Origin of the sequence: Klebsiella sp. D-Nf1, assembly GCF_002810515.1 — a bacterium.
Taxonomy (GTDB): Bacteria; Pseudomonadota; Gammaproteobacteria; order Enterobacterales; family Enterobacteriaceae; genus Klebsiella; species Klebsiella variicola.
Genome location: NZ_PIOK01000005.1, coordinates 341,936 through 367,373 on the forward strand (window position 1 = coordinate 341,936; position 25,438 = coordinate 367,373).

General features: G+C 58.3%; 21 protein-coding genes and 1 tRNA gene. 12 read left to right on the forward strand and 10 right to left on the reverse strand.

The features are described from left to right. Positions 1 to 141 precede the first annotated feature (141 nt). Together CWM54_RS20560 and zapB are read right to left on the reverse strand one after the other, a co-directional pair. A complete protein-coding gene (locus CWM54_RS20560) occupies positions 142 to 1,131 on the reverse strand; it encodes a sulfate ABC transporter substrate-binding protein (protein ID WP_100698288.1) in 990 nt (329 codons plus the stop codon). Between the two features lie 151 nt (positions 1,132 to 1,282). Next, entirely contained in the window at positions 1,283 to 1,528 is a 246-nt protein-coding gene (zapB, locus tag CWM54_RS20565; protein ID WP_008806812.1) for a septal ring assembly protein ZapB, read from the reverse strand. A gap of 442 nt (positions 1,529 to 1,970) precedes the next feature. Between zapB and CWM54_RS20570 the strand changes: the two genes are divergently transcribed. Together CWM54_RS20570 and glpK are read left to right on the forward strand one after the other, a co-directional pair. Then, positions 1,971 to 2,822, forward strand: a complete 852-nt coding sequence (locus CWM54_RS20570) for an MIP/aquaporin family protein (protein WP_100698290.1) — start codon at positions 1,971 to 1,973, stop codon at positions 2,820 to 2,822. A 21-nt stretch (positions 2,823 to 2,843) separates the two neighbouring features. Beyond that, positions 2,844 to 4,355, forward strand: a complete 1,512-nt coding sequence (glpK, locus tag CWM54_RS20575; RefSeq protein ID WP_061152933.1) for a glycerol kinase GlpK — start codon at positions 2,844 to 2,846, stop codon at positions 4,353 to 4,355. A gap of 114 nt (positions 4,356 to 4,469) precedes the next feature. Here glpK and gltS read toward each other — a convergent pair whose 3' ends face one another. Beyond that, positions 4,470 to 5,672 (reverse strand): sodium/glutamate symporter, encoded by a 1,203-nt coding sequence (gene gltS / locus CWM54_RS20580; RefSeq protein WP_074386941.1) that lies wholly within the window; start codon positions 5,670 to 5,672, stop codon positions 4,470 to 4,472. Between the two features lie 284 nt (positions 5,673 to 5,956). Between gltS and CWM54_RS20585 the strand changes: the two genes are divergently transcribed. The 4 genes from CWM54_RS20585 (at position 5,957) to CWM54_RS20600 (ending at position 12,392) form a co-directional block, all read left to right on the forward strand. Continuing rightward, complete coding sequence (locus CWM54_RS20585; RefSeq protein WP_008806808.1) at positions 5,957 to 7,348, forward strand: nucleobase:cation symporter-2 family protein; 1,392 nt, start codon at positions 5,957 to 5,959, stop codon at positions 7,346 to 7,348. A 140-nt stretch (positions 7,349 to 7,488) separates the two neighbouring features. Beyond that, positions 7,489 to 9,186 (forward strand): AsmA family protein, encoded by a 1,698-nt coding sequence (locus tag CWM54_RS20590; RefSeq protein ID WP_100698292.1) that lies wholly within the window; start codon positions 7,489 to 7,491, stop codon positions 9,184 to 9,186. Positions 9,187 to 9,440: 254 nt separating this feature from the next. Next, positions 9,441 to 11,000, forward strand: coding sequence for a PTS transporter subunit EIIC (locus CWM54_RS20595; RefSeq protein WP_100680989.1), 1,560 nt, complete (start codon positions 9,441 to 9,443; stop codon positions 10,998 to 11,000). A 12-nt stretch (positions 11,001 to 11,012) separates the two neighbouring features. Then, entirely contained in the window at positions 11,013 to 12,392 is a 1,380-nt protein-coding gene (locus CWM54_RS20600) for a glycoside hydrolase (RefSeq protein WP_100680990.1), read from the forward strand. 485 nt (positions 12,393 to 12,877) lie between these two features. Here the strand turns inward: CWM54_RS20600 and CWM54_RS20605 are convergent, their stop codons facing one another. From CWM54_RS20605 to CWM54_RS20615, 3 genes are all read right to left on the reverse strand, one after another. Continuing rightward, positions 12,878 to 13,600: a MurR/RpiR family transcriptional regulator gene (locus CWM54_RS20605; RefSeq protein WP_061152928.1), complete on the reverse strand. Its 723-nt coding sequence runs from the start codon at positions 13,598 to 13,600 to the stop codon at positions 12,878 to 12,880. Between the two features lie 159 nt (positions 13,601 to 13,759). Beyond that, positions 13,760 to 16,078: an alpha-xylosidase gene (gene yicI, locus CWM54_RS20610; protein ID WP_100698294.1), complete on the reverse strand. Its 2,319-nt coding sequence runs from the start codon at positions 16,076 to 16,078 to the stop codon at positions 13,760 to 13,762. 12 nt (positions 16,079 to 16,090) lie between these two features. Next, positions 16,091 to 17,485, reverse strand: coding sequence for a glycoside-pentoside-hexuronide family transporter (locus CWM54_RS20615; RefSeq protein WP_061152926.1), 1,395 nt, complete (start codon positions 17,483 to 17,485; stop codon positions 16,091 to 16,093). 292 nt (positions 17,486 to 17,777) lie between these two features. Between CWM54_RS20615 and CWM54_RS20620 the strand changes: the two genes are divergently transcribed. From CWM54_RS20620 to CWM54_RS20635, 4 genes are all read left to right on the forward strand, one after another. Continuing rightward, positions 17,778 to 17,872: transfer RNA gene (locus CWM54_RS20620), tRNA-Sec, on the forward strand. Positions 17,873 to 18,039: 167 nt separating this feature from the next. Next, positions 18,040 to 18,507: a DUF3237 domain-containing protein gene (locus CWM54_RS20625; protein WP_100698296.1), complete on the forward strand. Its 468-nt coding sequence runs from the start codon at positions 18,040 to 18,042 to the stop codon at positions 18,505 to 18,507. Between the two features lie 112 nt (positions 18,508 to 18,619). Continuing rightward, positions 18,620 to 19,627, forward strand: coding sequence for a zinc-binding alcohol dehydrogenase family protein (locus CWM54_RS20630; protein WP_100680993.1), 1,008 nt, complete (start codon positions 18,620 to 18,622; stop codon positions 19,625 to 19,627). 1 nt (position 19,628) lies between these two features. Next, complete coding sequence (locus CWM54_RS20635) at positions 19,629 to 19,919, forward strand: putative quinol monooxygenase (protein WP_100680994.1); 291 nt, start codon at positions 19,629 to 19,631, stop codon at positions 19,917 to 19,919. A 49-nt stretch (positions 19,920 to 19,968) separates the two neighbouring features. Here the strand turns inward: CWM54_RS20635 and CWM54_RS20640 are convergent, their stop codons facing one another. Continuing rightward, positions 19,969 to 20,667 (reverse strand): winged helix-turn-helix transcriptional regulator, encoded by a 699-nt coding sequence (locus CWM54_RS20640; protein WP_100698298.1) that lies wholly within the window; start codon positions 20,665 to 20,667, stop codon positions 19,969 to 19,971. Positions 20,668 to 21,049: 382 nt separating this feature from the next. Between CWM54_RS20640 and CWM54_RS20645 the strand changes: the two genes are divergently transcribed. After that, positions 21,050 to 22,099 carry an NAD(P)-dependent alcohol dehydrogenase gene (locus tag CWM54_RS20645; protein ID WP_100698300.1) on the forward strand — a complete coding sequence of 350 codons (1,050 nt, stop codon included), beginning with the start codon at positions 21,050 to 21,052 and terminating at the stop codon, positions 22,097 to 22,099. Here CWM54_RS20645 and CWM54_RS20650 read toward each other — a convergent pair. Together CWM54_RS20650 and CWM54_RS20655 are read right to left on the reverse strand one after the other, a co-directional pair. Further along, positions 22,096 to 23,049, reverse strand: a complete 954-nt coding sequence (locus CWM54_RS20650) for a GlxA family transcriptional regulator (RefSeq protein WP_100698302.1) — start codon at positions 23,047 to 23,049, stop codon at positions 22,096 to 22,098. The two genes, CWM54_RS20645 and CWM54_RS20650, sit on opposite strands and share 4 nt — an antisense overlap. A 21-nt stretch (positions 23,050 to 23,070) precedes the next feature. Further along, positions 23,071 to 23,850, reverse strand: a complete 780-nt coding sequence (locus tag CWM54_RS20655; RefSeq protein ID WP_100680997.1) for an MBL fold metallo-hydrolase — start codon at positions 23,848 to 23,850, stop codon at positions 23,071 to 23,073. Positions 23,851 to 24,017: 167 nt separating this feature from the next. On the opposite strand from CWM54_RS20655, the gene CWM54_RS20660 reads away from it, so the two are divergent. Beyond that, positions 24,018 to 24,578, forward strand: a complete 561-nt coding sequence (locus tag CWM54_RS20660; RefSeq protein WP_100698304.1) for an NUDIX hydrolase — start codon at positions 24,018 to 24,020, stop codon at positions 24,576 to 24,578. Here the strand turns inward: CWM54_RS20660 and CWM54_RS20665 are convergent. After that, on the reverse strand, positions 24,568 to 25,422 hold the full coding sequence (locus tag CWM54_RS20665) for a DMT family transporter (protein WP_002922972.1): 855 nt from the start codon (positions 25,420 to 25,422) through the stop codon (positions 24,568 to 24,570). The genes CWM54_RS20660 and CWM54_RS20665 overlap by 11 nt on opposite strands. Between the last annotated feature and the right edge of the window lie 16 nt (positions 25,423 to 25,438).

Below are 25,438 nucleotides of genomic sequence, written 5' to 3' on the forward strand. Positions count from 1 at the left end.
GGCTACGCACGGCGCAAAACCGTAGCCTTGCTAAGCGTAGCGCAAGCAGGGATCACCGGTTGGCGCCTGGCGCCTTACCCGGGATACGCACGGCGCAAAACCGTAGCCCTGCTAAGCGTAGCGCAAGCAGGGCCTAGAGGATTAACGCTGGCTAATCTGGTCGAAGGTGCCGCCGTTAGAGAAGTGCTCTTTCTGCGCTTTCGTCCAACCACCAAACTCCTGATCGATGGTAAACAGCTTCAGTTTCGGGAACTCATTGGCGTATTTTTTCGCTACATCAGGATCGCGAGGACGGTAGAAATTCTTCGCCGCAATCTCCTGGCCTTCCGGCGAGTAGAGATACTTCAGGTACGCTTCCGCCACCTGGCGCGTGCCTTTCTTATCCACCACTTTATCGACCACAGAGACGGTCGGCTCAGCCAGAATCGACTCACTCGGGGTCACGATTTCAAACTTGTCTTTGCCCAGTTCGTTGGTCGCCAGCAGCGCTTCGTTTTCCCAGGCGATCAGCACATCGCCGATGCCGCGTTCTACGAAGGTATTGGTCGAACCGCGCGCGCCGGAGTCCAGCACTTCAACATTTTTAAACAGCGCTTTGACGAACTCCTGGGCTTTCGCCTGGTCGCCGTGATTCTGATGCAGGGCATAGCCCCAGGCAGCCAGGTAGTTCCAGCGGGCGCCACCGGAGCTTTTCGGGTTCGGGGTAATGACCGACACGCCCGGTTTGATCAGGTCGTTCCAGTCATGGATCTGTTTCGGGTTGCCCTTGCGGACGAGGAACACGATGGTTGAGGTATACGGTGCGGAGTTATCCGGCAGGCGTTTCAGCCAGTTTTTATCGATACGGCCGCGTTCAGCAATGGCGTCTACGTCGTAGGCCAGCGCCAGAGTGACCACATCCGCTTCAATACCGTTAATCACCGAGGTCGCCTGTTTGCCAGAGCCACCGTGCGACTGGCGGATCACCACGTTGTCGCCGGTCTCCTGCTTCCAGTGCGCGCTAAACGCTTTGTTGTACTGTTCGTACAGCTCGCGCGTTGGATCATAAGATACGTTTAATAGTTGAATGTCTTTTGCCAGAACGCTGGCGGATGCCAGCAACAGAGTTAACCCTACGCCCCACTTATTCATCGCACCGCTCTCTTTATGTGTGTTGTGATGGGCTAAGCGTGCCAGAAAGCGATTCAATGATTAAAGAATAAAAAAAGATTGGCTATAACTTGCGGATATAAAGAAATGAGTAAGGATAGCCCCCTCCCGAACGGGAGAGGGCGCGAAGGGATTAGACTTCTTCCATGCGGCCCAGCAGCGCCTGCAGGCGATCCTGCCAGCCCTGCTGTTGCTCTTTCAGCTGGCTGTTTTCGCGCTCCAGCTCTTCACGACCATGCTGCGCGCTCTGAACTTCCTGAACCAGGGTGTTGTTCTTTTCTTTCAGCTCTTCGATTTCCATCTGCAACAGAGTGATGGTATCAATCGCCTGCTGAACTTTAGATTCTAATTTCTCAAACACTTCTAATGACATCGTCATACCTCTCCTGAACTTGCAAGGCGTTGATAGAAACTCGTGTTTCGTATACGCGGTCCCGCCTTAACGAAAATTAGCGCACATAGCGGTGTTATCGTCGATTGTATGAATCCCCGCCGCCCCTGTCCAGCGGCAAGCCGCGCAGATTGCGGTTTGCAACACTTTTCAGCCTTTACCTGGTGCTTTCAGCGCAGTTCGCTCGTACTTCATGGGTCATTGTTAATTTTATGGTTAACAAAATGCGAGGTGAAACGCTCCGGCACAGGTCTCAATGCGCGCGCATGGCGCGAAAACGCTCATTTTCTTGACGTGGTACACACATTTGAAGTTCGATATTTCTCGTTTTTGCTCGTTAACGATAAATTAACACTATGCCTACATGGCAATATGGTCGTCTGTGACCACCCTACATACAATAATCATCACAACGCTTCAGGATTCGATTATGAGCCAAACATCAACCTTAAAAGGCCAGTGCATCGCAGAGTTCCTCGGTACCGGGTTGTTGATCTTTTTCGGCGTTGGGTGCGTGGCTGCGCTCAAGGTCGCGGGAGCCAGCTTCGGGCAATGGGAAATCAGCATCATCTGGGGTCTGGGCGTCGCCATGGCGATCTACCTGACCGCTGGGGTCTCCGGTGCGCACCTTAACCCTGCGGTGACTATCGCACTCTGGCTGTTCGCCTGCTTCGATGGCCGCAAAGTGGTCCCTTTTATTATTTCGCAATTCGCTGGCGCCTTTTGCGCTGCGGCATTAGTTTACGGGCTTTATTACAATCTTTTCCTCGATTATGAAACCACCCACCATATGGTCCGCGGCAGCGTAGAAAGCCTCGATCTGGCCGGCATCTTCTCCACCTATCCGAACCCGCATATCAATTTTGTGCAGGCCTTCGCGGTAGAGATGGTGATTACCGCTATCCTGATGGGCGTCATCCTGGCGCTGACCGACGATGGCAATGGCGTACCGCGCGGCCCGCTTGCTCCGCTGCTGATCGGCCTGCTGATTGCGGTGATTGGCGCCTCCATGGGACCGCTGACCGGCTTCGCCATGAACCCGGCGCGTGATATCGGCCCGAAAGCCTTCGCCTGGCTGGCTGGCTGGGGCGACGTCGCCTTCACCGGCGGCAAAGATATTCCTTATTTCCTGGTGCCGCTGTGCGCACCGGTGGTCGGCGCGGCACTGGGCGCGTTCAGCTATCGTAAGCTGATTGGCCACCATCTGCCTTGCGACACCTGCGTGGACGAAGAGCAACAGAGCCCTTCCTCTTCGACCACTCAACATAAAGCTTCGCTGTAATCTGACTACGGGACACCGACTATGACCGACAAAAAATATATCGTTGCGCTTGACCAGGGCACTACCAGCTCCCGGGCCGTTGTGATGGATCATGATGCCAATATCGTCAGCGTCTCCCAGCGAGAATTTGAACAAATTTATCCTAAGCCAGGCTGGGTTGAGCACGACCCGATGGAGATTTGGGCTTCGCAAAGCTCTACGCTGGTCGAAGTGCTGGCGAAAGCTGACATCAACTCCGACGAAATTGCCGCCATCGGCATCACTAACCAGCGTGAAACCGCCATCGTATGGGAGCGTGAGACCGGTAAGCCAATCTACAACGCCATCGTCTGGCAGTGCCGCCGTACCGCGGAGATCTGCGAGCAGCTCAAGCGTGACGGGATGGAAGAGTATATCCGCAAGGCCACAGGCCTGGTGGTGGACCCCTACTTCTCCGGCACCAAAGTGAAATGGATCCTCGACCATGTCGAAGGTTCCCGTGAACGTGCGAAACGCGGCGAGCTGCTGTTCGGCACCGTTGACACCTGGCTTATCTGGAAGATGACCCAGGGCCGCGTGCACGTTACCGACTACACCAACGCCTCACGTACCATGCTGTTCAACATCCACGAGCTGGACTGGGACGACAAAATGCTCGACGCGCTGGACATTCCGCGCGCGATGCTGCCGGAAGTGCGTAAGTCATCCGAAGTGTACGGCCAGACCAACATCGGTGGTAAAGGCGGGACCCGTATCCCTATCGCCGGGATCGCCGGTGACCAGCAGGCGGCCCTGTTCGGCCAGCTGTGCGTCAAAGAAGGGATGGCGAAAAACACCTATGGCACCGGCTGCTTTATGCTGATGAACACCGGTGAAAAAGCGGTAGCCTCAACGCATGGCCTGCTGACTACCATTGCCTGCGGCCCGCGCGGCGAGGTGAACTATGCCCTGGAAGGGGCGGTGTTTATGGCCGGCGCGTCTATTCAGTGGCTGCGTGACGAGATGAAGCTCATCAGCGATGCGTTCGACTCCGAGTACTTCGCCACCAAAGTGAAGGATACCAACGGCGTATACGTGGTACCCGCGTTCACTGGTCTTGGCGCACCATACTGGGACCCGTATGCCCGCGGCGCGATTTTCGGCCTCACCCGCGGCGTGAACTCGAACCACATTATCCGTGCGACGCTGGAGTCCATCGCCTATCAGACCCGCGATGTGCTGGAGGCAATGCAGGCTGACTCCGGTATTCGTCTGCACGCCCTGCGCGTGGACGGTGGCGCGGTGGCCAACAACTTCCTGATGCAGTTCCAGTCCGATATCCTCGGCACCCGCGTGGAGCGGCCGGAAGTACGCGAAGTGACGGCGCTGGGCGCGGCCTATCTGGCGGGTCTGGCGGTGGGCTTCTGGCAAAATCTGGATGAGCTGCAGGAAAAAGCGGTCATTGAGCGCGAGTTCCGCCCGGGTATTGAAACCACCGAGCGCAACTTCCGCTACAGCGGCTGGAAGAAAGCGGTGAAACGCGCGTTAGCGTGGGAAGAGCACGACGAAGCGTAAGATTGTGAAGGTATTCCCGGCTTGCGGCGTAAACGCCTTAGCCGGGCTACAAAACCCCAAACAGCACGATCTTGTAGCCCGGACAGGTGCGCAGCACCGCCTCCGGGTTTTTTATCAGCCAAACATCGGCAGCAGCAGGTATAGCTTAATCACCAGCGCGTTAACGATGTCGATAAAGAACGCTCCCACCATCGGCACCACCAGGAAGGCCATATGTGACGGGCCAAAACGGTCGGTGATCGCCTGCATATTAGCAATCGCCGTCGGCGTTGCGCCCAGACCGAAGCCACAGTGGCCCGCCGCCAGCACCGCGGCATCGTAATTCTTACCCATCATCCGATAGGTGACGAACACCGCATACAGCGCCATCGCCAGCGATTGCACCGCCAGGATAATAATCATCGGCAGCGCCAGCGAGGCCAGTTCCCACAGCTTGAGGCTCATCAGGGCCATGGCGAGGAACAGCGACAGGCTGACGTTGCCCAGCACCGATACCGCCCTATCGAACACCCGATACAACCCCGCCAGCGCCAGGCTGTTGCTAAGGATCACACCGATAAACAGCACGCAGACGAAAGTCGGCAGCTCGAAGACGCTGCCCGCCAGCAGTTGCGCAACCACCTTGCCCACCGTCAGACAGATGGCGATCAGGGCGATACTTTCGATCAGCACCAGCGAGGTGATCACCCGCCCCACGTCCGGTTTTTCAAAGGCGGTTGGCGCCACCTGATCGTCCGGTGTGCCGTCCGGAGAGGAAGAGTGCTTCACCAGGTAGCGAGCCACCGGACCGCCGATCAGGCCGCCCAGCACCAGGCCGAAAGTCGCGCAGGCCATCGCCACTTCGGTGGCGTTGGCAAAACCGTAGCGCTCAACGAACAGCTTGCTCCACGCCGCCCCGGTGCCGTGGCCGCCGGATAAGGTAATCGACCCGGCCAGCAGGCCCATCAACGGATCCAGCCCCAGCAGCGTCGCCATGCCGATACCGAGGGCATTCTGCAGCAGCAGCAGGCCAACCACCACGATCAGGAAAGTGCCCAGCACCTTGCCGCCGGCCCGCAGGCTGGCGAGGTTGGCGTTAAGACCGATGGTGGCGAAGAACGCCAGCATGAGCGGGTCTTTCAGGCTCATATCGAAATCAATTTCGATATCCATGCTTTTCTTCAGCACCAGCAGCGCCAGCGCCACCAGCAAACCGCCGGCGACAGGTTCAGGGATGGTGTATTGCTTGAGGAAGGGAACGGTTTGCACGAGTTTTCTGCCGAGCAATAGCACAAGCGTTGCGGCAACGAGCGTCGATAAGGTATCGAGGTGAAACATAAAAAGCTCCTTATGGGCGCATGATCCATTCACACGCGACGATATTCCTGGTGTCTTTAGCTTCTCATCATGAGGAGTCAGAGGGGGATTTTACGCAGAACGGCGGAAAAAATGACAGAAAAAGATATTTTGTATCACCAATGATGCGATTTATCATACAAAATGTTAATAACCTCGTTGCGCATATTCACGGCATAAATTTTTATGACCAAATGCTGGCAAACGTTTGCTTTTGGTCTACAGTCCGATAAAATTCCCGCTTTGCCACCTTGGGATTGCTTGTGATGTCCGTTAACACCGCAGAGTCAGAAAATGCGCAACCGGTTGCGCATAAATCAGCTAGCGAATTAATCTACCGCCTCGAAGATCGCCCACCGCTACCGCAAACCCTGTTCGCCGCCTTCCAGCACCTGCTGGCGATGTTTGTCGCGGTGATCACTCCAGCGCTGTTAATCTGCCAGGCTCTCGGTCTCCCGGCACAAGATACCCAACATATCATCAGCATGTCGCTGTTCGCCTCCGGCGTCGCTTCCATTATTCAGATCAAAGCCTGGGGTCCCGTCGGCTCCGGATTGCTTTCCATTCAGGGCACCAGCTTCAACTTTGTCGCCCCGCTGATCATGGGCGGTACCGCGCTGAAAACCGGCGGCGCCGACGTCCCCACCATGATGGCCGCTCTGTTCGGTACCCTGATGCTGGCCAGCTGCACGGAAATGGTCCTCTCCCGCGTCCTGCACCTGGCGCGCCGCATCATTACCCCGCTGGTCTCCGGCGTGGTGGTGATGATTATCGGCCTGTCGCTGATTCAGGTCGGACTGACTTCCATCGGCGGCGGCTACGCGGCGATGGCCGACCACACCTTCGGCGCGCCGAAGAACCTGCTGTTGGCGGGCATCGTGCTGGCGCTGATCATTATTCTCAACCGCCAGCGTAATCCCTATTTGCGCATCGCTTCGCTGGTGATTGCCATGGCTGCCGGTTATCTGGCGGCATGGTTCCTCGATATGCTGCCAGCCAATACCGCCCCGACCAACAGCAGCCTCATCACCGTTCCGACGCCGCTCTACTATGGTCTCGGCATCGACTGGAGCCTGCTGCTGCCCCTGATGCTGGTGTTTATGATCACCTCCCTGGAAACCATCGGCGATATCACCGCCACCTCCGATGTCTCCGAACAGCCGGTTTCCGGTCCGCTGTATATGAAACGCCTGAAAGGCGGTGTGCTGGCTAACGGCCTCAACTCCTTTGTTTCCGCGGTCTTCAACACCTTCCCGAACTCCTGCTTCGGCCAGAACAACGGCGTGATCCAGCTGACCGGCGTTGCCAGCCGCTACGTCGGCTTTGTGGTCGCCCTGATGCTGATCGTCCTCGGCCTGTTCCCGGCGGTGAGCGGCTTCGTGCAACACATCCCTGAGCCGGTGCTCGGCGGCGCTACGCTGGTGATGTTCGGCACCATTGCCGCGTCCGGCGTGCGCATCGTCTCCCGTGAGCCGCTGAACCGTCGGGCGATCCTGATTATCGCCCTGTCGCTGGCGGTGGGCCTCGGCGTGTCGCAGCAGCCGTTGATCCTGCAGTTCGCTCCGGACTGGCTGAAAAACCTGCTCTCTTCGGGGATTGCCGCCGGTGGTATCACAGCGATTGTTCTGAATTTAATTTTCCCGCCAGAAAAAGCCTGATCTGACGCGCTCCCGGTCGTGCTATCGGCCGGGACGCTCTCCACGACCTGCCACATCACGGAAATAAACCACGCCCGCCTTGAGAAGTGCGCCTAAATCGGGCATAACACGGTTATGTGCATCTCACAGAATGGAAGACCATGAAATTTCTTGGAAAGCTGATTCTCTGGCTGCTAGTCGCTCTGCTGCTCGTCATTGTTGGCGCATGGTTCCTGCTGCAAACCCACTGGGGCGCCCGCCAGGCCAGCGCCTGGCTCAGCAATGGCACCGGCTGGCAGGTCTCCTTCGATGCGATGGAACACGATTTCTCCTCCCCTCTTCATGTGCAGTTGCAAAACGTCACCTTTGGCCGGGAAGGCAAGCCGGCCACCCTGGTGGCAAAAACGGTCGATATTGGCTTCAGCACCCGCCAGTTTAGCGATCCGCTGCATGCGGATGAGATAGTCCTTAACGACGGCACCCTGAATCTGTCTCCCCACTCCGCGGCCCTGCCGTTCGCTGCCGACCGGCTGATGTTGCGCAATATGGCCTTCAACAGTCCGGAAACCGGCTGGGCGCTTAGCGCGCAGCGCGTCACCGGCGGCGTCAGCCCATGGGCGCCGGAGGCAGGCAATGTGCTGGGGAACACGGCGCAGATCCAGATGAGTGCGGGCTCGATGACCCTCAATGGCGTCGAAGCCAGCAACGTCCTGATTCAGGGTAAGATTGATCATGGCGAGGTCACCCTCTCCACCCTCGGCGCCGATGTCGCCCGCGGCACCTTAACCGGCAATGCAAAACGCAGCGCTGACGGCAGCTGGCTGGTGGATAACCTCCAGCTCAATGAGATTCGACTGCAAAGCGCCTCATCGCTGGCCGACTTTTTCGCCCCGCTGACCACCGTCCCCTCCCTGCAGATTGGCCACCTGGATATCACCGACGCCCGCCTGCAGGGGCCGGACTGGGCGGTAACCGACCTCGACCTGAGCCTGCGCAACCTGACGCTCAGCCACGGCGGCTGGCAGAGCGAGGACGGCACGCTGTCGATGAACGCCAGCGAATTTATCTACGGCTCGCTGCACTTCTTCGACCCGATCCTGAATGCTGAATTCTCTCCCCAGGGCATTGCGCTGCGCCAGTTTACCTCACGCTGGGAGGGCGGCATGGTGCGCACCTCCGGCAACTGGCTGCGCGCCGGTAACGCCCTGGTGCTCGACGACACCGCCTTCGCCGGACTGGAGTACACGCTGCCGGCGAACTGGAAACAGCTGTGGATGGAGCCAATGCCGGCCTGGCTGCAAAGCCTGACGCTGAAAAAATTCAGCGCCAGCCGTAACCTGATCATTGATGTGGACCCAGCCTTCCCGTGGCAAATTACCGCCCTCGATGGCTATGGCGGCGAGCTACAGCTGGTGAAAAACGGCAGCTGGGGAGTATGGAACGGCAGCGCGACGCTGAACGCCGCGGCGGCGACTTTTAACCGGATAGACGTGCGCCGCCCATCACTCAAGCTGAGCGCGACGGCGTCGACGGTCAATATCACTGAGCTTAGCGCCTTCACCGAGCGCGGCATTCTGCAGGCCACCGCCGCGGTATCGCAGCTACCCCAGCGCCAGGTTAATCTCAGCCTGAACGGCCGCGGCGTACCGCTGGGTATTCTGCAGGCCTGGGGCTGGCCTTCGCTTCCCATTAACGGGGACGGCAATCTCCAGCTGACCGCCAGCGGCAGCGTGCGGGCCGATGTCCCGCTCAAACCGACGGTTAACGGGCAGCTCAGTGCGGTAAATATGGAGAAACAGCAGGTGGCGCAAACGATGCGCAACGGCGAGGTCAACACCGCGCCCGCCGCGCCGCAGTAAACTCCTCCTCACCCTGGCCCTCTCCCCCACGGGGAGAGGGAACACTTCCCGGTAAAACTCAGCTCTGGCCACTCCCTCTCCTTTTCAGGGAGAGGGTTGGGGTGAGGGTCCTGAAACCTGTGTGCAATAAGCGGCTATCTGTACCTATTTAGCGCAACAGGTTCCTTTCAAATATCAGAATTGCTATAACCAAATTACTGGAAGTCGATAAAAAAACCGCTCCCTGTACCTACAAAAATATAAAAGGATCAATCATGCCTGAAATACGTCAGCGTATTCTGGAGAATATGCAAAAATTCTCCCGGGCCATGATCGGCGCCGTATTGTTCTTGCCGGTCATTGGCTTAATTCTGGCCCTCAGTTCAGTATTAACTAATCCGACATTAATTGCTGAAACCAGTTTCTTACACCAGCTTGGGCAAATGCTCGGCGACACCTTTTGGCCTTTATTTGGCAACCTCGGCTTATTATTTTGCGTCGGCATTAGCTATGGTCTGGCAAAAGATAAAAAAACCGAAGTCGCGCTGGTGTCAGTGATGTGCTTCATTATGTTCCTTGGTGCCAATCACTCCTGGCTGGAACACACCCACGGACTCGCCGAAAAAATTAACGGTGAATATTATGGCACCGGACAAACCCAGCTGCTGGGCTTTGTGGTGGTGGATATGGGCGTTTTCCTGGGCATTATTCTCGGCTGCACGATTGCGTGGGTGCACAATAAAGTCTCTGCCATTGAGCTGCCTGGCGCGCTGTCGATGTACGGCGGCGCTAAGCTGACGCTGGTGGCGATGACGCCGGTGGTTATCTTCTACGCCATCGCCTTTACCTGGATTTGGCCCTTTATGACCCACGGCATCTCCGCCCTCACCGGTTTTATGAAAAATGCCGGGGTCGCCGGGGTCTTCGTCTATGGTTTCTTTGAAAAATTTCTTATCCCGACCGGCCTGCATCATTTCGTCTGGTCCCCCTTCCAGCTCACCCAGATTGGCGGCACCCTGAACGTGGACGGTCAGGTGGTCTCCGGGACCCAGGCCATTTTCCTCGCTTATATGCGCCATCCCGACCTGACGCCGGTCATGAACGACGCATTACGTTTTTCGCAGCAAGGGATGACCACTATCTTTGGCCTGGCGGGCGCCTCGCTGGCGTTCTACCACACCGCGAAGCCGGAGAAGAAAGTGATGGCGAAGGCGATTCTGCTGCCAGCGATTATCACCTCGATGCTGACCGGTATCACCGAACCGATTGAGTTCACCTTCTTATTTGTCTCGCCGCTGCTGTGGGTGATCCACGCGACGTTAACCGCCGCCTCGCAGGCCATTTGCGACATCTTCACCGTACGTCCCTGGGGAGCATCGGGCCTGATCGAGTTTCTGATCTATAACCTGCCGCTGCCGGTCTCCTTAACGCGCTGGCCGGGCTATGTCCTTATTGGTATCGGCCAGTTCGCCGTTTACTACGTGATTTTCCGCACCCTGGTGGTGAAGCTGAACCTGAAAACGCCGGGCCGGGAAGATGACGAGAACGTGAAGCTTTACAGCAAAGCAGAGTACCGCCAGAAAGTCGCGCAACCACAGTCGGTCACCGATGACATTATCCGCGGCCTCGGGGGCAAGGCGAATATTCTCTCCGTCGATAATTGTTTTACTCGCCTGCGCGTGGCCGTGCGCGATATGGCGCGGGTTGATGACACGCAATTAAAAAATACTGGCGCCAACGGCGTCGTACGAAATCGAAATGAAGTTCAGGTTATTTATGGCGTCAAAGTGGGACAGGTACGTTCCCGGGTTGATAACTGGTTAGCAGAAAATTAATGAGGAGTTTGTATGAAATTAACCGTATTAGGCGGGGGCGGCGTTCGCTCTGCATTTTTAGCGAAATCTCTGGCCTATAACGCTCACCGCATTGGTTTAACAGAAGTGGTTTTTCTCGATAACTCTGCTGATAATCTGGCGATATTTGGCGAAATTGCCCGCTATGTATTTAATACTATTCGCCCGGATATTCAGTTTAGTACCACTACCGACCCGGTCGCGGCGCTGCAGGATGCCAACTATATCATTACCACCCTGCGGGTTGGCGGTGACGAAAGCCGCATTCGCGACGAACGCATTGCGCTACAGCATAACACCCTCGGCCAGGAGACCACCGGCGCCGGCGGCTTCGCGATGGCCATGCGCTCGATCCCGGCGATCCTTCGCTATTGCCGGCTGATCGAAGAACATGCCGCCGAAGACGCCATTCTGTTTAACTTTACCAACCCGTCAGGCCTGGTGACGGAAGCGATCATCAAGTCCGGTTTTAAGCGCCGGGTCTATGGGATCTGCGATGCTCCCTCCGAGCTGATTCGTGAACTGCCAGCGATCCTTGGCTGTGAGGAACGCGACCTCAGCGTGGAATGCTATGGGCTGAACCATTTCTCATGGTTTACCCACTTCACCGTACGCGGGGAAGAGGTGACCGAACGGCTGATCGCCAGCCCGGAACTGTACCAGAAGACGGCGATGCAGTACTTCTCCCCAGAGCTGGTGCGGCTTTGCGATAATCAGCTACTCAATGAATATCTCTATTATTACTACTATCGAGAGGTGGCGCTGAAGGCGATTCAGGAGGCCGGCGAGACGCGCGGAGAGCAGATCGCCCGTATCAATCATGAGATGCGCGAAGCGCTGCGCACCGTGGATGCCAGAACGCAACCGGAAGCCGCTTTCACCATCTGGATGCAGCATTACCTGCGCCGGGAAAACAGCTATATGCAGAATGAGTCGCAGCAGGAAAAATTCCACACCCGCGAACCGCTGACGCTGCGCCAGTTTATCGAAGAGCCGGACACCGGCGGCTATGCCGGGGTGGCGCTGGATATTCTGGAAGCGGTGAACAGCACCACCACCAAGCGTATCGTGGTATCGATCCAGAATAACGACACGCTCGACTTTTTGCGCCCTGACGACGTGATTGAGATCAGCTGCGACCTGAGCCGGGATGGCCTCAAGCCGGTGACGCCGGTGAAGGTGCCGGCGGCGCAGAAGAATATGATTTCCTGCGTGAAGGAGTATGAGCGGCTGGCGGTGGCGGCAATCCTGCAGCAGGATAAATCGCTGGCGGTGCGGGCGCTGATGGCGCACCCGCTGATCGGTTCATATTCGCTGGCGAAAACCCTGGTCGAGGCCTACCTCGACGATGAGCAATTCGCCGCCTGGCAGTAACCCGCATTGCCGATGGGATCCCCCCCCCCCGCTCGCGCTGCGCTTAGCGGGGCTACGAACGGAGCGGTTTGTGTTTTATGTAGGCCGGGTCAGGCGTAAGCCGCCACCCGACAAAATAGCCGCATCACCCGGTAGCCCGGATAAGGCGCAAGCCGCCATCCGGGAACTCCCCCCGCTCGCGCTGCGCTTAGCGGGGCTACGAACGGAGCGGTTTGTGTTTTATGTAGGTCGGGTAAGACGTTAGCCGCCACCCGACAAAATAGCCGCATCACCCGGTAGCCCGGATAAGGCGCAAGCCGCCATCCGGGAACTCCCCCCGCTCGCGCCGCGCTTAGCGGGGCTACGAACGGAGCGGTTTGTGTTTTATGTAGGTCGGGTCAGGCGTAAGCCGCCACCCGACAAAATAGCCGCATCACCCGGTAGCCCGGATAAGGCGCCAGCCGCCATCCGGGAACTCCCCCCGCTCGCGCCGCGCTTAGCGGGGGCTAACTATTGCTGCGTACGCTGGTAAACCACATCTTCAATAGTCGCTCAAAGCCTAAGATGCAGTAGCCGAAAAACGGATTGCTCCAGTAAATATCATCATCGAACTTCTGCGGGTCGTGAATAATAAACGCCGTATCCGCAGCCTGCGCCAGCGGGCTTTGATAATCGCCGGTAAAACAGACCAGATTAATCTCTTTCCCCTCCAGGGCCTTCACCCAGTTGAGCGCCGAGCTGCTGCGCCCGGATTTAGAAATTATCCAGATGGAGTCGAAGCGGGCGGCGTTTTTCTGTTCGAGGATTTCATAATCTGGCCACAGCGCCAGGCTGGCGTTGACGCCGGTGACGAGGAACTTGTTATAAATATACTGGGCAATGAGCTGCGAAAAGCCGCTGCCGTGGATCAGGACGCGCTGCTGCGCAAGGCTTGCCAGCAGCGGCGTCAGTGCTTCTTCCGGCTGAACGCTCATGTAGTCGATATCGTTGGTGACATCGAGCTTCGGCATGGTGATATTGAACTTGATGAAATAGACCAGCTCCAGCCAGCCGCTGAACTTCAGTTTCTTCGCCAGCCGGACCAGCGAAGAGGGATTGCTGTAGCACTGTTCGGCCACAGCGCGGACTCCCTGGCGGATACACTGCTCCGGGTCGTTCTGAATAAAGCGCAGCACGGTCATTTCCGTTTTGCTTAGCTTCACGTCACGAAAGATATTTTCTAAGTCCATGGCGGGCTCCTCTCAACGGCAGAATACGCTAACACCGTTGGGCGACAGCGTCTGCGGCCTGAGTCACCACTATGAAATGAACGTTACTTTTTGTACAAAAATGGAATAAAAAAACCCTCTCCGCCGGGCGAAGAGGGCTGCAGCCGTTAAGATGGTGTTTTACAGGGTAATCGTCAGCGTATTGCCCTCGGCGCTCACTACCACACCCCATTCGCTGCCGGCCTGAGTCCCGCCCTGCACGCCCGCGACCTGCGGGATATTACGCAGGCACAACGTCCAGCCGAGGGCCTCGCCTTCGCCGCTCACGGCGATGGTGTTGCCCTGTCGCCTGGCCTTCAGGGTGAAGATCGTCGAGCCGTCTGCCGCCGGAACGTCACAGCGTGCCTCGCGTCCATCCTCGAGGTGGAACAGCTGGAAGGCGGTGCCCTCATGCCAGGCATAATCGGGTTTCTGGTCGTTGTTGCCCAGCGCCAGCAGGGTGTTGTCGCGAACGTAGACCGGCAGGCTCAGCGCATCGTGATGCTGCTTATGCCAGCGGCTACCCGGCAATTCATCGTTATGCCACAGGTGCGTCCAGCGCCCATCCGGCAGATAAAACTGCACCTCGCCCGCTTCGGAGAACACCGGCGCCACCAGGACAGAATCGCCGAGCATATACTGACGGTCGAGATAGTCGCAGGCCGGATCGTCCGGGAACTCGAGCATCATCGCGCGCAGCATCGGCGTACCGAACTCGTTGGCCAGCGCCGCCTGACGATAGAGATACGGCATCATGCGGCATTTCAGCTGCGTGAAGTGGCGCACCACGTCGCAGGACTCGTCATCGTAAGCCCATGGCACCCGATAGGATTTGCTGCCGTGCAGCCGGCTGTGGCTGGAGAGCAGGCCGAAGGCGCACCAGCGCTTGTAGACATGGGCCGGCGCGGTGTTTTCGAAACCGCCGATATCGTGACTCCAGAAACCGAAGCCGGACATGCCGATTGACAGCCCGCCGCGCAGGCTTTCCGCCATCGATTCGTAATTGGCGTAGCAGTCACCGCCCCAGTGCACCGGGAACTGCTGCGCGCCCACCGAAGCGGAGCGGGCGAACAGCACCGCCTCCTGCTCGCCAACGGTCTCTTTCAGCACCTTCCACACCAGCTCGTTATAGATAAATGCGTAGTGGTTGTGCATTTTCTGCGGGTCGGAACCGTCAAACCACTGCACGTCGGTCGGGATACGCTCGCCGAAGTCGGTCTTAAAGCAATCGACCCCCATCGCCACCAAGCCTTTTAGTTTGTCGGCGTACCACTGGCAGGCTTCCTGGTTGGTGAAGTCATAAATCGCCAGCCCCGGCTGCCACTTATCCCACTGCCACAGCGAACCGTCCGGGCGCTTCAGCAGGTAGCCCTTCTCTTTCAGCTCCTTGAACACCGGCGAGCGCTGGCCGATGTACGGGTTGATCCACACGCAGACCTTCAGCCCTTTCGCCTTCAGACGCTTGATCATCCCTTCCGGGTCCGGGAAAGTTAGCGGATCCCATTCAAAATCGCACCACTGGAAGGCCTTCATCCAGAAGCAGTCGAAGTGGAAGACGTGCAGCGGCAGATGGCGCTCGGCCATACCGTCGATAAAGCTATTCACCGTCGCTTCGTCATAGTTGGTGGTGAACGAGGTCGTCAGCCACAGACCGAACGACCATGCCGGCGGCAGCGCCGGGCGGCCGGTGAATTGCGTATAGCGGTTAAGCACCGCTTTCGGCGTCGGGCCGTCGATCACGAAGTACTCGAGGTGTTCGCCTTCAACGCTGAACTGGACTTTAGAGACTTTCTCCGAGCCCACCTCGAAAGAGACGCGCTGCGGATGATTCACCAGCACGCCGTAGCCGCGGTTGGTCAGGTAGAACGGAATATTTTTGTAGGATTGCTCAGTGCTGGTGCCGCCGTCTTCGTTCCAGGTTTCTACGGTCTGGCCGTTGCGCACCAGCGCGGTAAAGCGCTCGCCGAGGCCATAGACGGTTTCGCCGACGCCGAGGTCGAGGCGCTCAAACATATAGTTGCGCTGGGTCTTACTATCCTGCACGTAGCCGTTGTTTTTCAGCTGGCTACCGGTGATACGCACGCCGTCGCGCAGAAAATCCAGCGCCCAGAATTCACCTTTAGTCACGCGCACGCTGAGGCTGCCGCTTTTCAGCTCGGCGAACTCGGCCGTATTTTCTATTTCGACATGGACGTCTTTCTGCACGTTCAGCGGATAGTGCGGGCCGTTATCCAGCGCGCCCTGGAAGTGCTCCATGCGCACGCCGATTATCCCTTCCTGAGGCGAGAAAAAGCGCAGGGTGAACAATGGCGTATCCAGCTGCCAGGCGCGTTCGCGGACATCGCGCGGCGCGGCATAGACCACCATTTCATTCCCCTGCTGCTCCACCTCGTAAACCTGTACGGGTTGGATCAGGTTGAGCCCTGGTTGAATGAGCCAGTTTCCATCACTGATTTTCATTAAAACGTCCTCTTAGTTTTGCCATTCTTTGTCGATCGGGGCTGCCGTGAATTCTTGTTCGTTGCGACGCGCGCCCTCGGCCAGCTCGGCCATCATTTTTTTCAGGAACGGCGTTTTCAGCGTGTAGTAGCGTTTGGCGATTACCGCGCTCAGCAGGTAGCACACCGCCGGAACGAGGGTGAACAAGGCGATAATGATGGTGAGGGTGGCGCTGTTCTGGGTTTTAGCGGCGGCGTCATAGCCGCCGCCGGCCAGCATCCAGCCGATCAGCGCGCCGCCCAGCGCCAGCCCCAGCTTGAGCACAAACAGGGTGCCGGCAAAGCTGATGCCGGTCAGGCGTTTGCCGTTGCACCATTCGCCGTAGTCGACGGTATCGGACATCATCACCCACTGGATTGGCGTCACCAGCTGGTGCAGTACGCCAATGACGAAGATAAAGGCGAACATGGTGATTTCGGCGTCCATCGGTATGAAGAACATCGCCACGCTAAGCACCGCCAGGAGGGCGTTGGTCCACCAGAAGACGCTGACTTTGCATTTCCAGTCGGTCAGCGGTTTCGCCAGCGCCGAGCCAATCAGGTTGCCGACGCAGTAGGTGGTGAGGAAGACGGTGAACAGCGCCGCCGAACCCATGATCCAGGTGGTGTAGTACATCATCGCGCCGCCGCGAACGCAGACCGCGAGGATATTGAGGATGGTGAGCACGCCAACCACCCGCCACTGGTCATTGCGCCAGATATCGCGCAAGTCTTCACGCATCGAGGTGCTGCTCGGCGGCGCTTCGACACGCTCTTTGGTGGTGAAAAAACAGAAAGCCAGCATCAGGAAGGCAATCACCGACAGCACCGCGATGCCCCCCTGGAAGCCGAGCGCTTTGTCTTCGCCGCCGATAAAGTTGACCAGCGGCATCATCAGCACGGTGGAGAGCATGCCCCCCGCCGTCGCCAGCACGAAGCGCCAGGACTGCAGCGAGATGCGCTGCGTCGGGTTGTCGGTGATCACGCCGCCCAGCGCGCAGTAGGGGATATTCACCACGGTGTAGAGCAGGGTCAGCAGCGTGTAGGTCACGGCGGCGTAGATCAGCTTGCCGTTGTGGCTTAAATCCGGCGAGCTGTAGGCCAGCACGCAGACGAGGCCGAACGGGATAGCGCCGAAGAGGATCCACGGGCGGAACTTACCCCAGCGGCTGCGGGTACGGTCGGCAAGCAGGCCCATGCACGGGTCGGAAATCGCATCCAGCGCCCGCGCCAGCAGGAACATGGTGCCGACAAAGCCGGCGGGGATACCGAAAATATCGGTGTAGAAAAACATCATGTACAACATGACGTTATCAAAAATAATGTGGCTGGCGGCATCACCCATGCCGTAGCCAATTTTCTCTTTGACGGACAAAATATGATCTTTCATATGCGCACTATTCCCTTAGCGGCACCGCGGATTGGTACCGGTTACGATTTTTGTAAACCTTTGCCGCAGTAAGATGAATTGCGATATCTCGTTATCAGATTACGTTTCTTGTTTTCTGTGATCGTGGTAGGGAATCAGGGAGTGAAAAAGTGTAACTCACGGATTTTGTGAGGATTTGTCCAGGACTGTTCTGTAAAGTCCAGTTTTAACAGTAAAAAAGTGCGTTTAGGTATGTGGTAAATGGCTGAAAGTAGCTATAATGCGCCCCGCCTCCATGTAGCAATCGAGGCGCGGAAGATCGTCATCTCCGGTGAGGTGGCTGGACTTCAAATCCAGTTGGGGCCGCCAGCGGTCCCGGGCAGGTTCAACTCCTGTGATCTTCCGCCAGTTTGCCTCTGCTCCCCCACAGCCACGCTATACCAACCTGAGCCCCCCCAAACTCATCATCCCAGCCAATCATTTTCATCCAAACCCTGCGTTATTTTGTCTCTCGCAAACCCGTTACACTGGCGCGGTGGCCGCGTGCCGTTGCCAACCGAAACAGGAGAGCCATAATGACCCCCGAACTCAGACACTGTTTTTCCATTACCATCCAGGTTGATAAACCGATAATTGTCTCCCGCAGCCCGCAGACCGGTAAGCGCCAGCTGATCCCGATTATCGGCGGCAGCGTCTCGGGTCAACTTCGCGGCCACGTGCTGCCCGGCGGCGTCGACAGCCAGATAATCGAACCCGACGGCACCTGCAGGCTGTCCGCCCGCTATGCCCTGCAGGTGGCGGAAGGGACAGTCTATGTGGAAAACAACGGCATCCGCCGGGTGCCGGCCCAGTATCATGACCAGCTGTTCGCCGACGATATGCGCTTTTTTAGCGATATTCCGCCAGAAACCATCTATTTTCGCACCGTTCCCTCCTTCGAGGTGGATACCCCCGCGCTCAGCTGGCTAACCACCTCGCTGTTTATCTGCTCCGGCGGACGAACCCAGGATGGGGTGATGCTCGATTTCTATCAGGTGGGCTGATTTTCACTTTCTGTGTATAACTGTTATTGCCGTTAGCCCGTTTTTCCCCTTCCGGCAGCGGTCTACGATGGCGTCCTCTCTTCCTTTACCCGAATCGCAGACCGGAGCAGTTATGAAAGCTATCGCTATTACTCAAGCCGCCGCTGACGGCAACAACATCCCTTCTTTAACCGAGATCGACCTGCCGGTCCCCACCGCCCACGGGCGTGACCTGCTGGTCGCCGTGAAAGCCATCTCGGTCAACCCGGTAGACACCAAAGTGCGCGCCGGCTTCCAGGGCGACACGCCGCGGGTGCTGGGCTGGGACGCCGTTGGCGTGGTGCAGTCCGTTGGTGAGGAGGTGACGTTATTCGCCCCGGGCGATGAGGTCTGGTACGCCGGCGCGCTGGGCCGGGCCGGCAGCAACAGTGAATATCAGCTGGTGGACGAGCGCCTGGTGGCGCACAAACCGCGCACCCTCGATAACGCCGCTGCCGCCGCGCTGCCGCTGACGGCGATCACCGCCTGGGAGCTGCTGTTTCACCGTCTCGGCGTTAAGGAAGGCGGCAATGCGGGCGACACGCTGCTGATCGTCGGCGCGGCGGGCGGCGTGGGATCAATCCTGACCCAGCTGGCCAGCAAACTGACCGCCATGACGGTGATCGGCACCGCTTCGCGTCCGGAGAGCCAGCAGTGGGTCCGCGAGGCGGGCGCGCACCATGTGATCGATCACAGCAAGCCGCTCGCCAACGAGCTGGCGCGCATTGGCATCACCTCGGTGACCCATGTCGCCAGCCTGACCAACACCGAGCAGCACTTCAACGCGCTGATCGACGCCCTCGCCCCGCAGGGCAAGCTGGCGCTGATTGATGACCCGGAGACCCTGGACGTGGTGCCGCTGAAAGCGAAAAGCCTGTCCCTGCACTGGGAATTTATGTTCACCCGTTCAATGTTTGAGACGGATGATATGATCGCCCAGCATCAGCTGCTCACCCGTGTGGCGGCGCTGATTGACAGCCACACCATCAAAACCACGCTCGGTGAACACTACGGCGCCATTACCGCCGCCAATCTGCAGAAAGCGCATCGTCAGCTGGAAACCGGACGCGCCGTCGGCAAGATTGTGCTGGAGGGATTTTAAGATGATCTCGCTTATCGCCGTGCTCAGGGCGAAACCAGGCCAGACGGCGGCGCTGCGCCAGGCTTTGCAGGCGCTGCTCCTGCCGACGAGACAGGAGCCGGGCAACCTCGACTACGCCCTGTATCAGCTGCGCGACGCGCCGGACACCTTCTATATGCGCGAGGCGTGGCAGGGACAGGACGCCCTCGATGCGCATGTCGCGATGCCCTATTTTCAGGGATTCATCGCCCGGATGGAGAGTCTGCTGGCTGAGCCGCTGCGGCTGGACTATCTGACGCCGATTGAGCCCTAAGCGGACCTGCAGGCGAGGGGCGAGAAATGACGTTCTTCGCCTGCCAGGCTCAAAAATTGGCGGGAAGCGGGTGGGCGATGGTCTCCAGCACTCCACGGTGGATGATAATATAATCGCCTTTGCGCAGCTCCGACAGAATCGACATAATGCGGCTACGCGACAGGTTGGTACGGCGTTGTATAAAACTTAACACATTGATTTGGCTACGATACGTGTCCGGATAGACCGCCAGCTCCATTAATAGGGTTCGCACCATCTGGTAAGAGTCCACGCCCAGTAGTTCCTGCTCACGCATGCTTAATACCATCAACCGCTGTGCCAGAATATGGGCAAGGTCCTGCCACAGGTTTTTCTCATTCAGAATATCGACCGCCGCCTGGTGTCTTATCCAGCGCCCGCGCAAATCCGTCTCGGCAAACAGGGAACAGTGGCGCTTATTCGGAAGACCGTTAAACACGCCATAACCATCAATTAATCCCAATATTGAAGGCGGAAGGATCGTCGATATCACCATTTTTTTTTCCGCATAACAAAGTGAAGCCACCCCTTCTTCGAGGAGAATTAATCCGGCTTCGCCCTGGGTTGTGGGGAAATGGTAATAGGTCGACTGCGCCAGTTCAAAAGGAATGCTGGCAGGCCGAAACGCAGATACTAAGGATTCCACGGCGAATAAGGGTTTTGTCCGTCGTCCATAAAAAAAAGAAGGTAATGACGGAGAATTCTGGCTGTTGGCATCAGGTTTCGACATCGTGTTGAGTCATCAAGTCAGGTTGAAGAAGATCATTTTCAGTCACGCATAGTATCAACGGGCGCGACAATCAATGAAAAACAAGTCGTTACCATAATAAAAAGAGTGTAAACATCATTATCAGCAATAGCGTCTCTTCGCTATCATATACGATAAAACAATAATATTTTCGTAAATACTAATAAAGCTTAGTCGATTTAATGCTTACTCCACGGCATTATTTACAGGCCTGATCGTTGCCCGCAAACAGCGTGCCTGATATTTCCCGCGGTACGTTCTCTTCTCGCATCTCGCCCACTCCAGGCTACGCTTATCGATGCCACTCACCAGCCGCGTCCATCTTCCGTTCCACGCAAACAATTCATCAAGTAGAGGTTTCGCTATGCAGATCAACGCTATTGGTACCTACTCCGCCAGCCAGCCGCTGGAATCAATGGCCATCACCCGCCGCGAGCCGGGGCCACAGGATGTACAGATCGCCATCGCCTACTGCGGCGTCTGCCACTCCGATCTCCACCAGGCGCGATCGGAGTGGGCGGGAACGCTCTACCCCTGCGTGCCGGGGCATGAAATTGTGGGCCGGGTGACCGCGGTCGGCAACGCCGTCTCGCGCTACGCCGTCGGCGATCTGGTCGGCGTCGGCTGTATGGTCGATAGCTGTCAACAGTGCGAAGAGTGCGCTGAGGGGCTGGAAAACTACTGCGACCACATGGTGCTGACCTATAACGGCCCGACCCAGGATGCACCGGGCCACACGCTTGGCGGCTATTCCCAGCAGATTGTGGTCAAAGAACACTACGTGCTGCGGATAACCCATCCCGAAGCGCAGCTGGCCGCCGTCGCGCCGCTGCTGTGCGCCGGGATCACCACTTACTCGCCGCTGCGCCACTGGCACGCCGGGCCGGGTAAAAAAGTCGGTGTGGTCGGCATTGGCGGCCTCGGGCATATGGGGATCAAGTTGGCCCACGCCATGGGGGCCCACGTGGTGGCCTTTACCACCTCCGAATCCAAGCGTAATGCAGCCAGAGCGCTGGGCGCCGATGAAGTGGTGGTGTCGCGCAACGACGACGAAATGGCGGCCCACGTCAAAAGCTTCGACTTCATCCTTAATACCGTGGCGGCGCCGCACAATCTCGATGCCTTCACCACGCTGCTGAAACGTGATGGCGCCATGACCCTAGTGGGCGCTCCGGCCACGCCGCATCCGTCGCCGGAAGTGTTCAATCTGATCTTCCGCCGCCGGTCAATTGCCGGCTCGATGATCGGCGGTATTCCGGAAACTCAGGAGATGCTCGACTTCTGCGCCGAACACGGCATCGTCGCCGATATCGAGCTTATTCGCGGCGATGAGATCAACGAAGCCTGGGAAAGAATGGTCAAGGGTGACGTGAAATACCGCTTCGTGATCGACAGTGCGACCCTCGCCGGCTAAGCGCCGCGGCGAAAGGTGCGCCGCCACTCCGCCGGGCTGACGCCAAAGCGCGCTTTAAACTGCTGGCGCCAGGTGACCGCTGAAAGATAACCCACCGCCTCCGCCACCTGCTCGACCGGCAGATCGCCCGCCTCAAGCAGACTCTGGCTGCGGCGCAGACGTTCGGCGATCAGCCAGTCGGTAATGCTCATCCCGGTCGCCCGGGCGAAGTGGCGGGTCAGGGTACGGCGACTCATCGCCACCACCCGGGCCAGCGAATCGAGACTGTGCGGCTCGGCAATATGCTGCTGCAGATAATCCAGCAGGCAGTTAATCCGCGCATCGCGGGTGTTTTTCGGCACCGGCTGGGCGATAAACTGCGCCTGGCCGCCTTCGCGGTGCGGCGAAACAATCATCCGCCGGGCGATCTGATTGGCCGCGAGGCTGCCGAAACGCTGGCGGATGAGATACAGGCAGCAGTCCAGCGCCGCCGCGGTGCCCGCCGAAGTGATCATTCGCTGGTCATCGACATACAAGGCATTGATATCCAGCTGCACCTGCGGAAACCGGCGCTGGAAATCCTGCTCGAACTCCCAGTGAGTCGCCGCTCGCCTGCCATCCAGCAGCCCGGCGTAGCCGAGGACGAACGCGCCGAGACACAGGCCGACAATCTCCGCGCCGTTATCCCGCGCCCGCACCAGGCTATCAAGCAGCGCCTGCGGCGGACGCCTATCGACCTCGCCCCAGTAAGGCACCACCACGATATCCGCCTGTTCCAGCGCGGCGAAATCGCCGGTGGCGTACAGCGCAAAACCATCGCGGGCGCGCAGCAGCCCCGGCCGCTCGGCGCAAATGTGCAGATTAAAGCGTTTGATTTCAGAGACCGAATCGCCAAACAGCATGCAGGGGACGGCGTAGTGAAACGGGCTAAAGCCCTCTACGGCGACAATCGCCACGTCGGTGAGTTTCATCGTCCTTTCCCCTTGCGCATGTTAATAAACCACGGTTTCCCCATCCTGTGGGATACTCACCACATCGGCAATCTGATTATCCACCGCATACTGGCGCATTTCTTCCCGGCTCACCAGACAGTGGTTGACCGCCTCGAGGTGGATAGCCATGATTTTCGCTTCCGGCAGGGTGAAGTGCACGTTCAGGAGATCTTCCTTGCCCATGATTATCGGGCCAAAGCCGATGACGTGGGCGTAGCCGGCGTTCAGCACCACCACGTCCGGGCGCAGCTTCAGCAGGTCAGCTTCAATTTCATCACGCCAGATGGTATCCCCCATCAGCCACAGCGTCTTCTCCTGCGGATGGCGAAACACCACGCCGCAGGCCTCGCCCAGGCGTTCAGCCATCGCCGGCACCGCGTAGGTCCGGTCGCTGCCGTGTTGGCCGGAGGTGGTTTTCTGCAGGCGCACGCCGGCAAATTCGCTGTCTGCCGACAGCAGGCGCAGATCCTGAAATCCCTGGCTGCGCAGCAGCGCGGCGTCGACCTCATGCTGGACGAACACCGGCAGGGTTTTCGGGATCGCGGCGATCGCCGCCGCGTCCCAGTGATCGTCATGGGTATGGGTGACGATCACCGCATCAACATCGATAATTTTATCGCGGGAAAAAGGCAGCTCAACCAGCGGATTGCGCAGCTCGCTACGCGCGGTGCCGGGAAAACCTGGCCAGGCGCCCTTGTCCGCCAGCATCGGGTCGATGAGAAATCTTTTCCCGGCGTAGTCAATCATCTGGGTCGCATTCCGGATATGGGTGATGTTCATGTTGGCGTTCCTCTGTGGGGTCATCTGACGAACATCGTACTGAGTACCAGCCTGGCTCAACAGGGGCATTTGGGCAATGATCGATGAAATCGGGCCAACCTGCGGCAGTTGCCATCCGCCTCCGGCTATGTTGTTCTTAAGGCTCAATTTTTGACAGGAGTGGCACGATGAAAAAGAAACTGACCGCCGCCGATATGCACGACCCGCAGGTCATCGCCGAGACGCCGTGGTTCAGCATGCGTAAGGTGGGTATTGATGTCGCCCCCGGCGAGCGCCGCGACTTTTACGCCATTCACTATCCGCGCCCGGCAGTGGGGATTGTGGCCATTCAGGATGAGAAAGTACTGCTGATTCGCCACTACCGCTACCTGATCGATAAGGTGGTGTGGGCGATCCCCTCTGGCGGCGTCGATGAAGGGGAAGACCCGGAGGTCGCCGCGCTGCGCGAACTGCGGGAAGAGACCGGCTGGCAGGCGCAACACGTCGAGGAGATCATTCGCTTCAACCCCTCCTACGGCAGCAGCGATCAGCTGTTTATTACCTGGCTGGCTACCGATTTACGCTGGGTCGGCATGGACGCGGATCAGGATGAGGTGATGGAAACCGGCTGGTTTACCTTTGAGGAGATAAACCAGCTGATCGCCCGCGGCGAAATGCCGGACGGGTTGTCGCTGGTGCCGCTGCTGCAGCTGATGGCGCAGCAGCGAAGCGGCCCGCTTACGGCTTAAGCATCCGCCAGCGGAACCACAGCTGGGCCACCAGGATCAGCACGCCGCCGATAATCTTCTGCAGCGGCAGCTGTTCGCCGTACCACAGCGCGGCGGCAATGACCGTCAGCAGCGGTTCGAGCACCATGATGATCGCCGCGCTGGCCACCGCCGCGTACTTCTGCCCCTTCATCTGCAGACCGAAGCGCAGGCTGGTGGCGATGACAATGCTGGCCACCAGCCAGCCGAGAGTCGGCAGGGTCATCGGCTGGTCCCAGCGTTCAACGGCAGCGGAGATGGTCAACCCGACGATACCAGTGATCGCCAGCTGCACGGTGGTCAGGGGGATCAGCGGTACTTCACGCGCGCAGCGGCTGGTGTAACAGAACCAGATCGACTGCACCAGCGCCGTCAGCAAAAACCAGCCCTGGCTGGGGTGGAAGGCTATCGGCATATGCAGACTGAGCAGCCCCAGGCCCACCACCGCGATCGGCAGGCACTCCCACCAGGCGCGCGGCGGGCGTACCTTCATCATCACCCACGCGGTCAGCGGGACGAACATCATCGACAGGCTCATGATAAACGCCCCTTCGCCGAGCGACGCCGTCGTGGAAACCGAATAGATCCACAGGCAGAGGTTGAGGGCAAACCAGAGTCCGCTGATGATGAGCTTTGGCCAGTGCTGCTTTTGCGGGCGAAAACCGCGGCAGAACGGCAGCAGCAGCAGCGCGGCGAAGAAAAAGCGCAGCCCAAGAAACGCGAATACCGGCATGCCGGCGATCGCTTCACGGGAAAATATCCAGCCGCAGGCGGCAATCACCGTCGCGGCAATCAGCAGCAGATCAGCCTGCCGTTGGCGTACCATACGCGCCTCTCCCTGT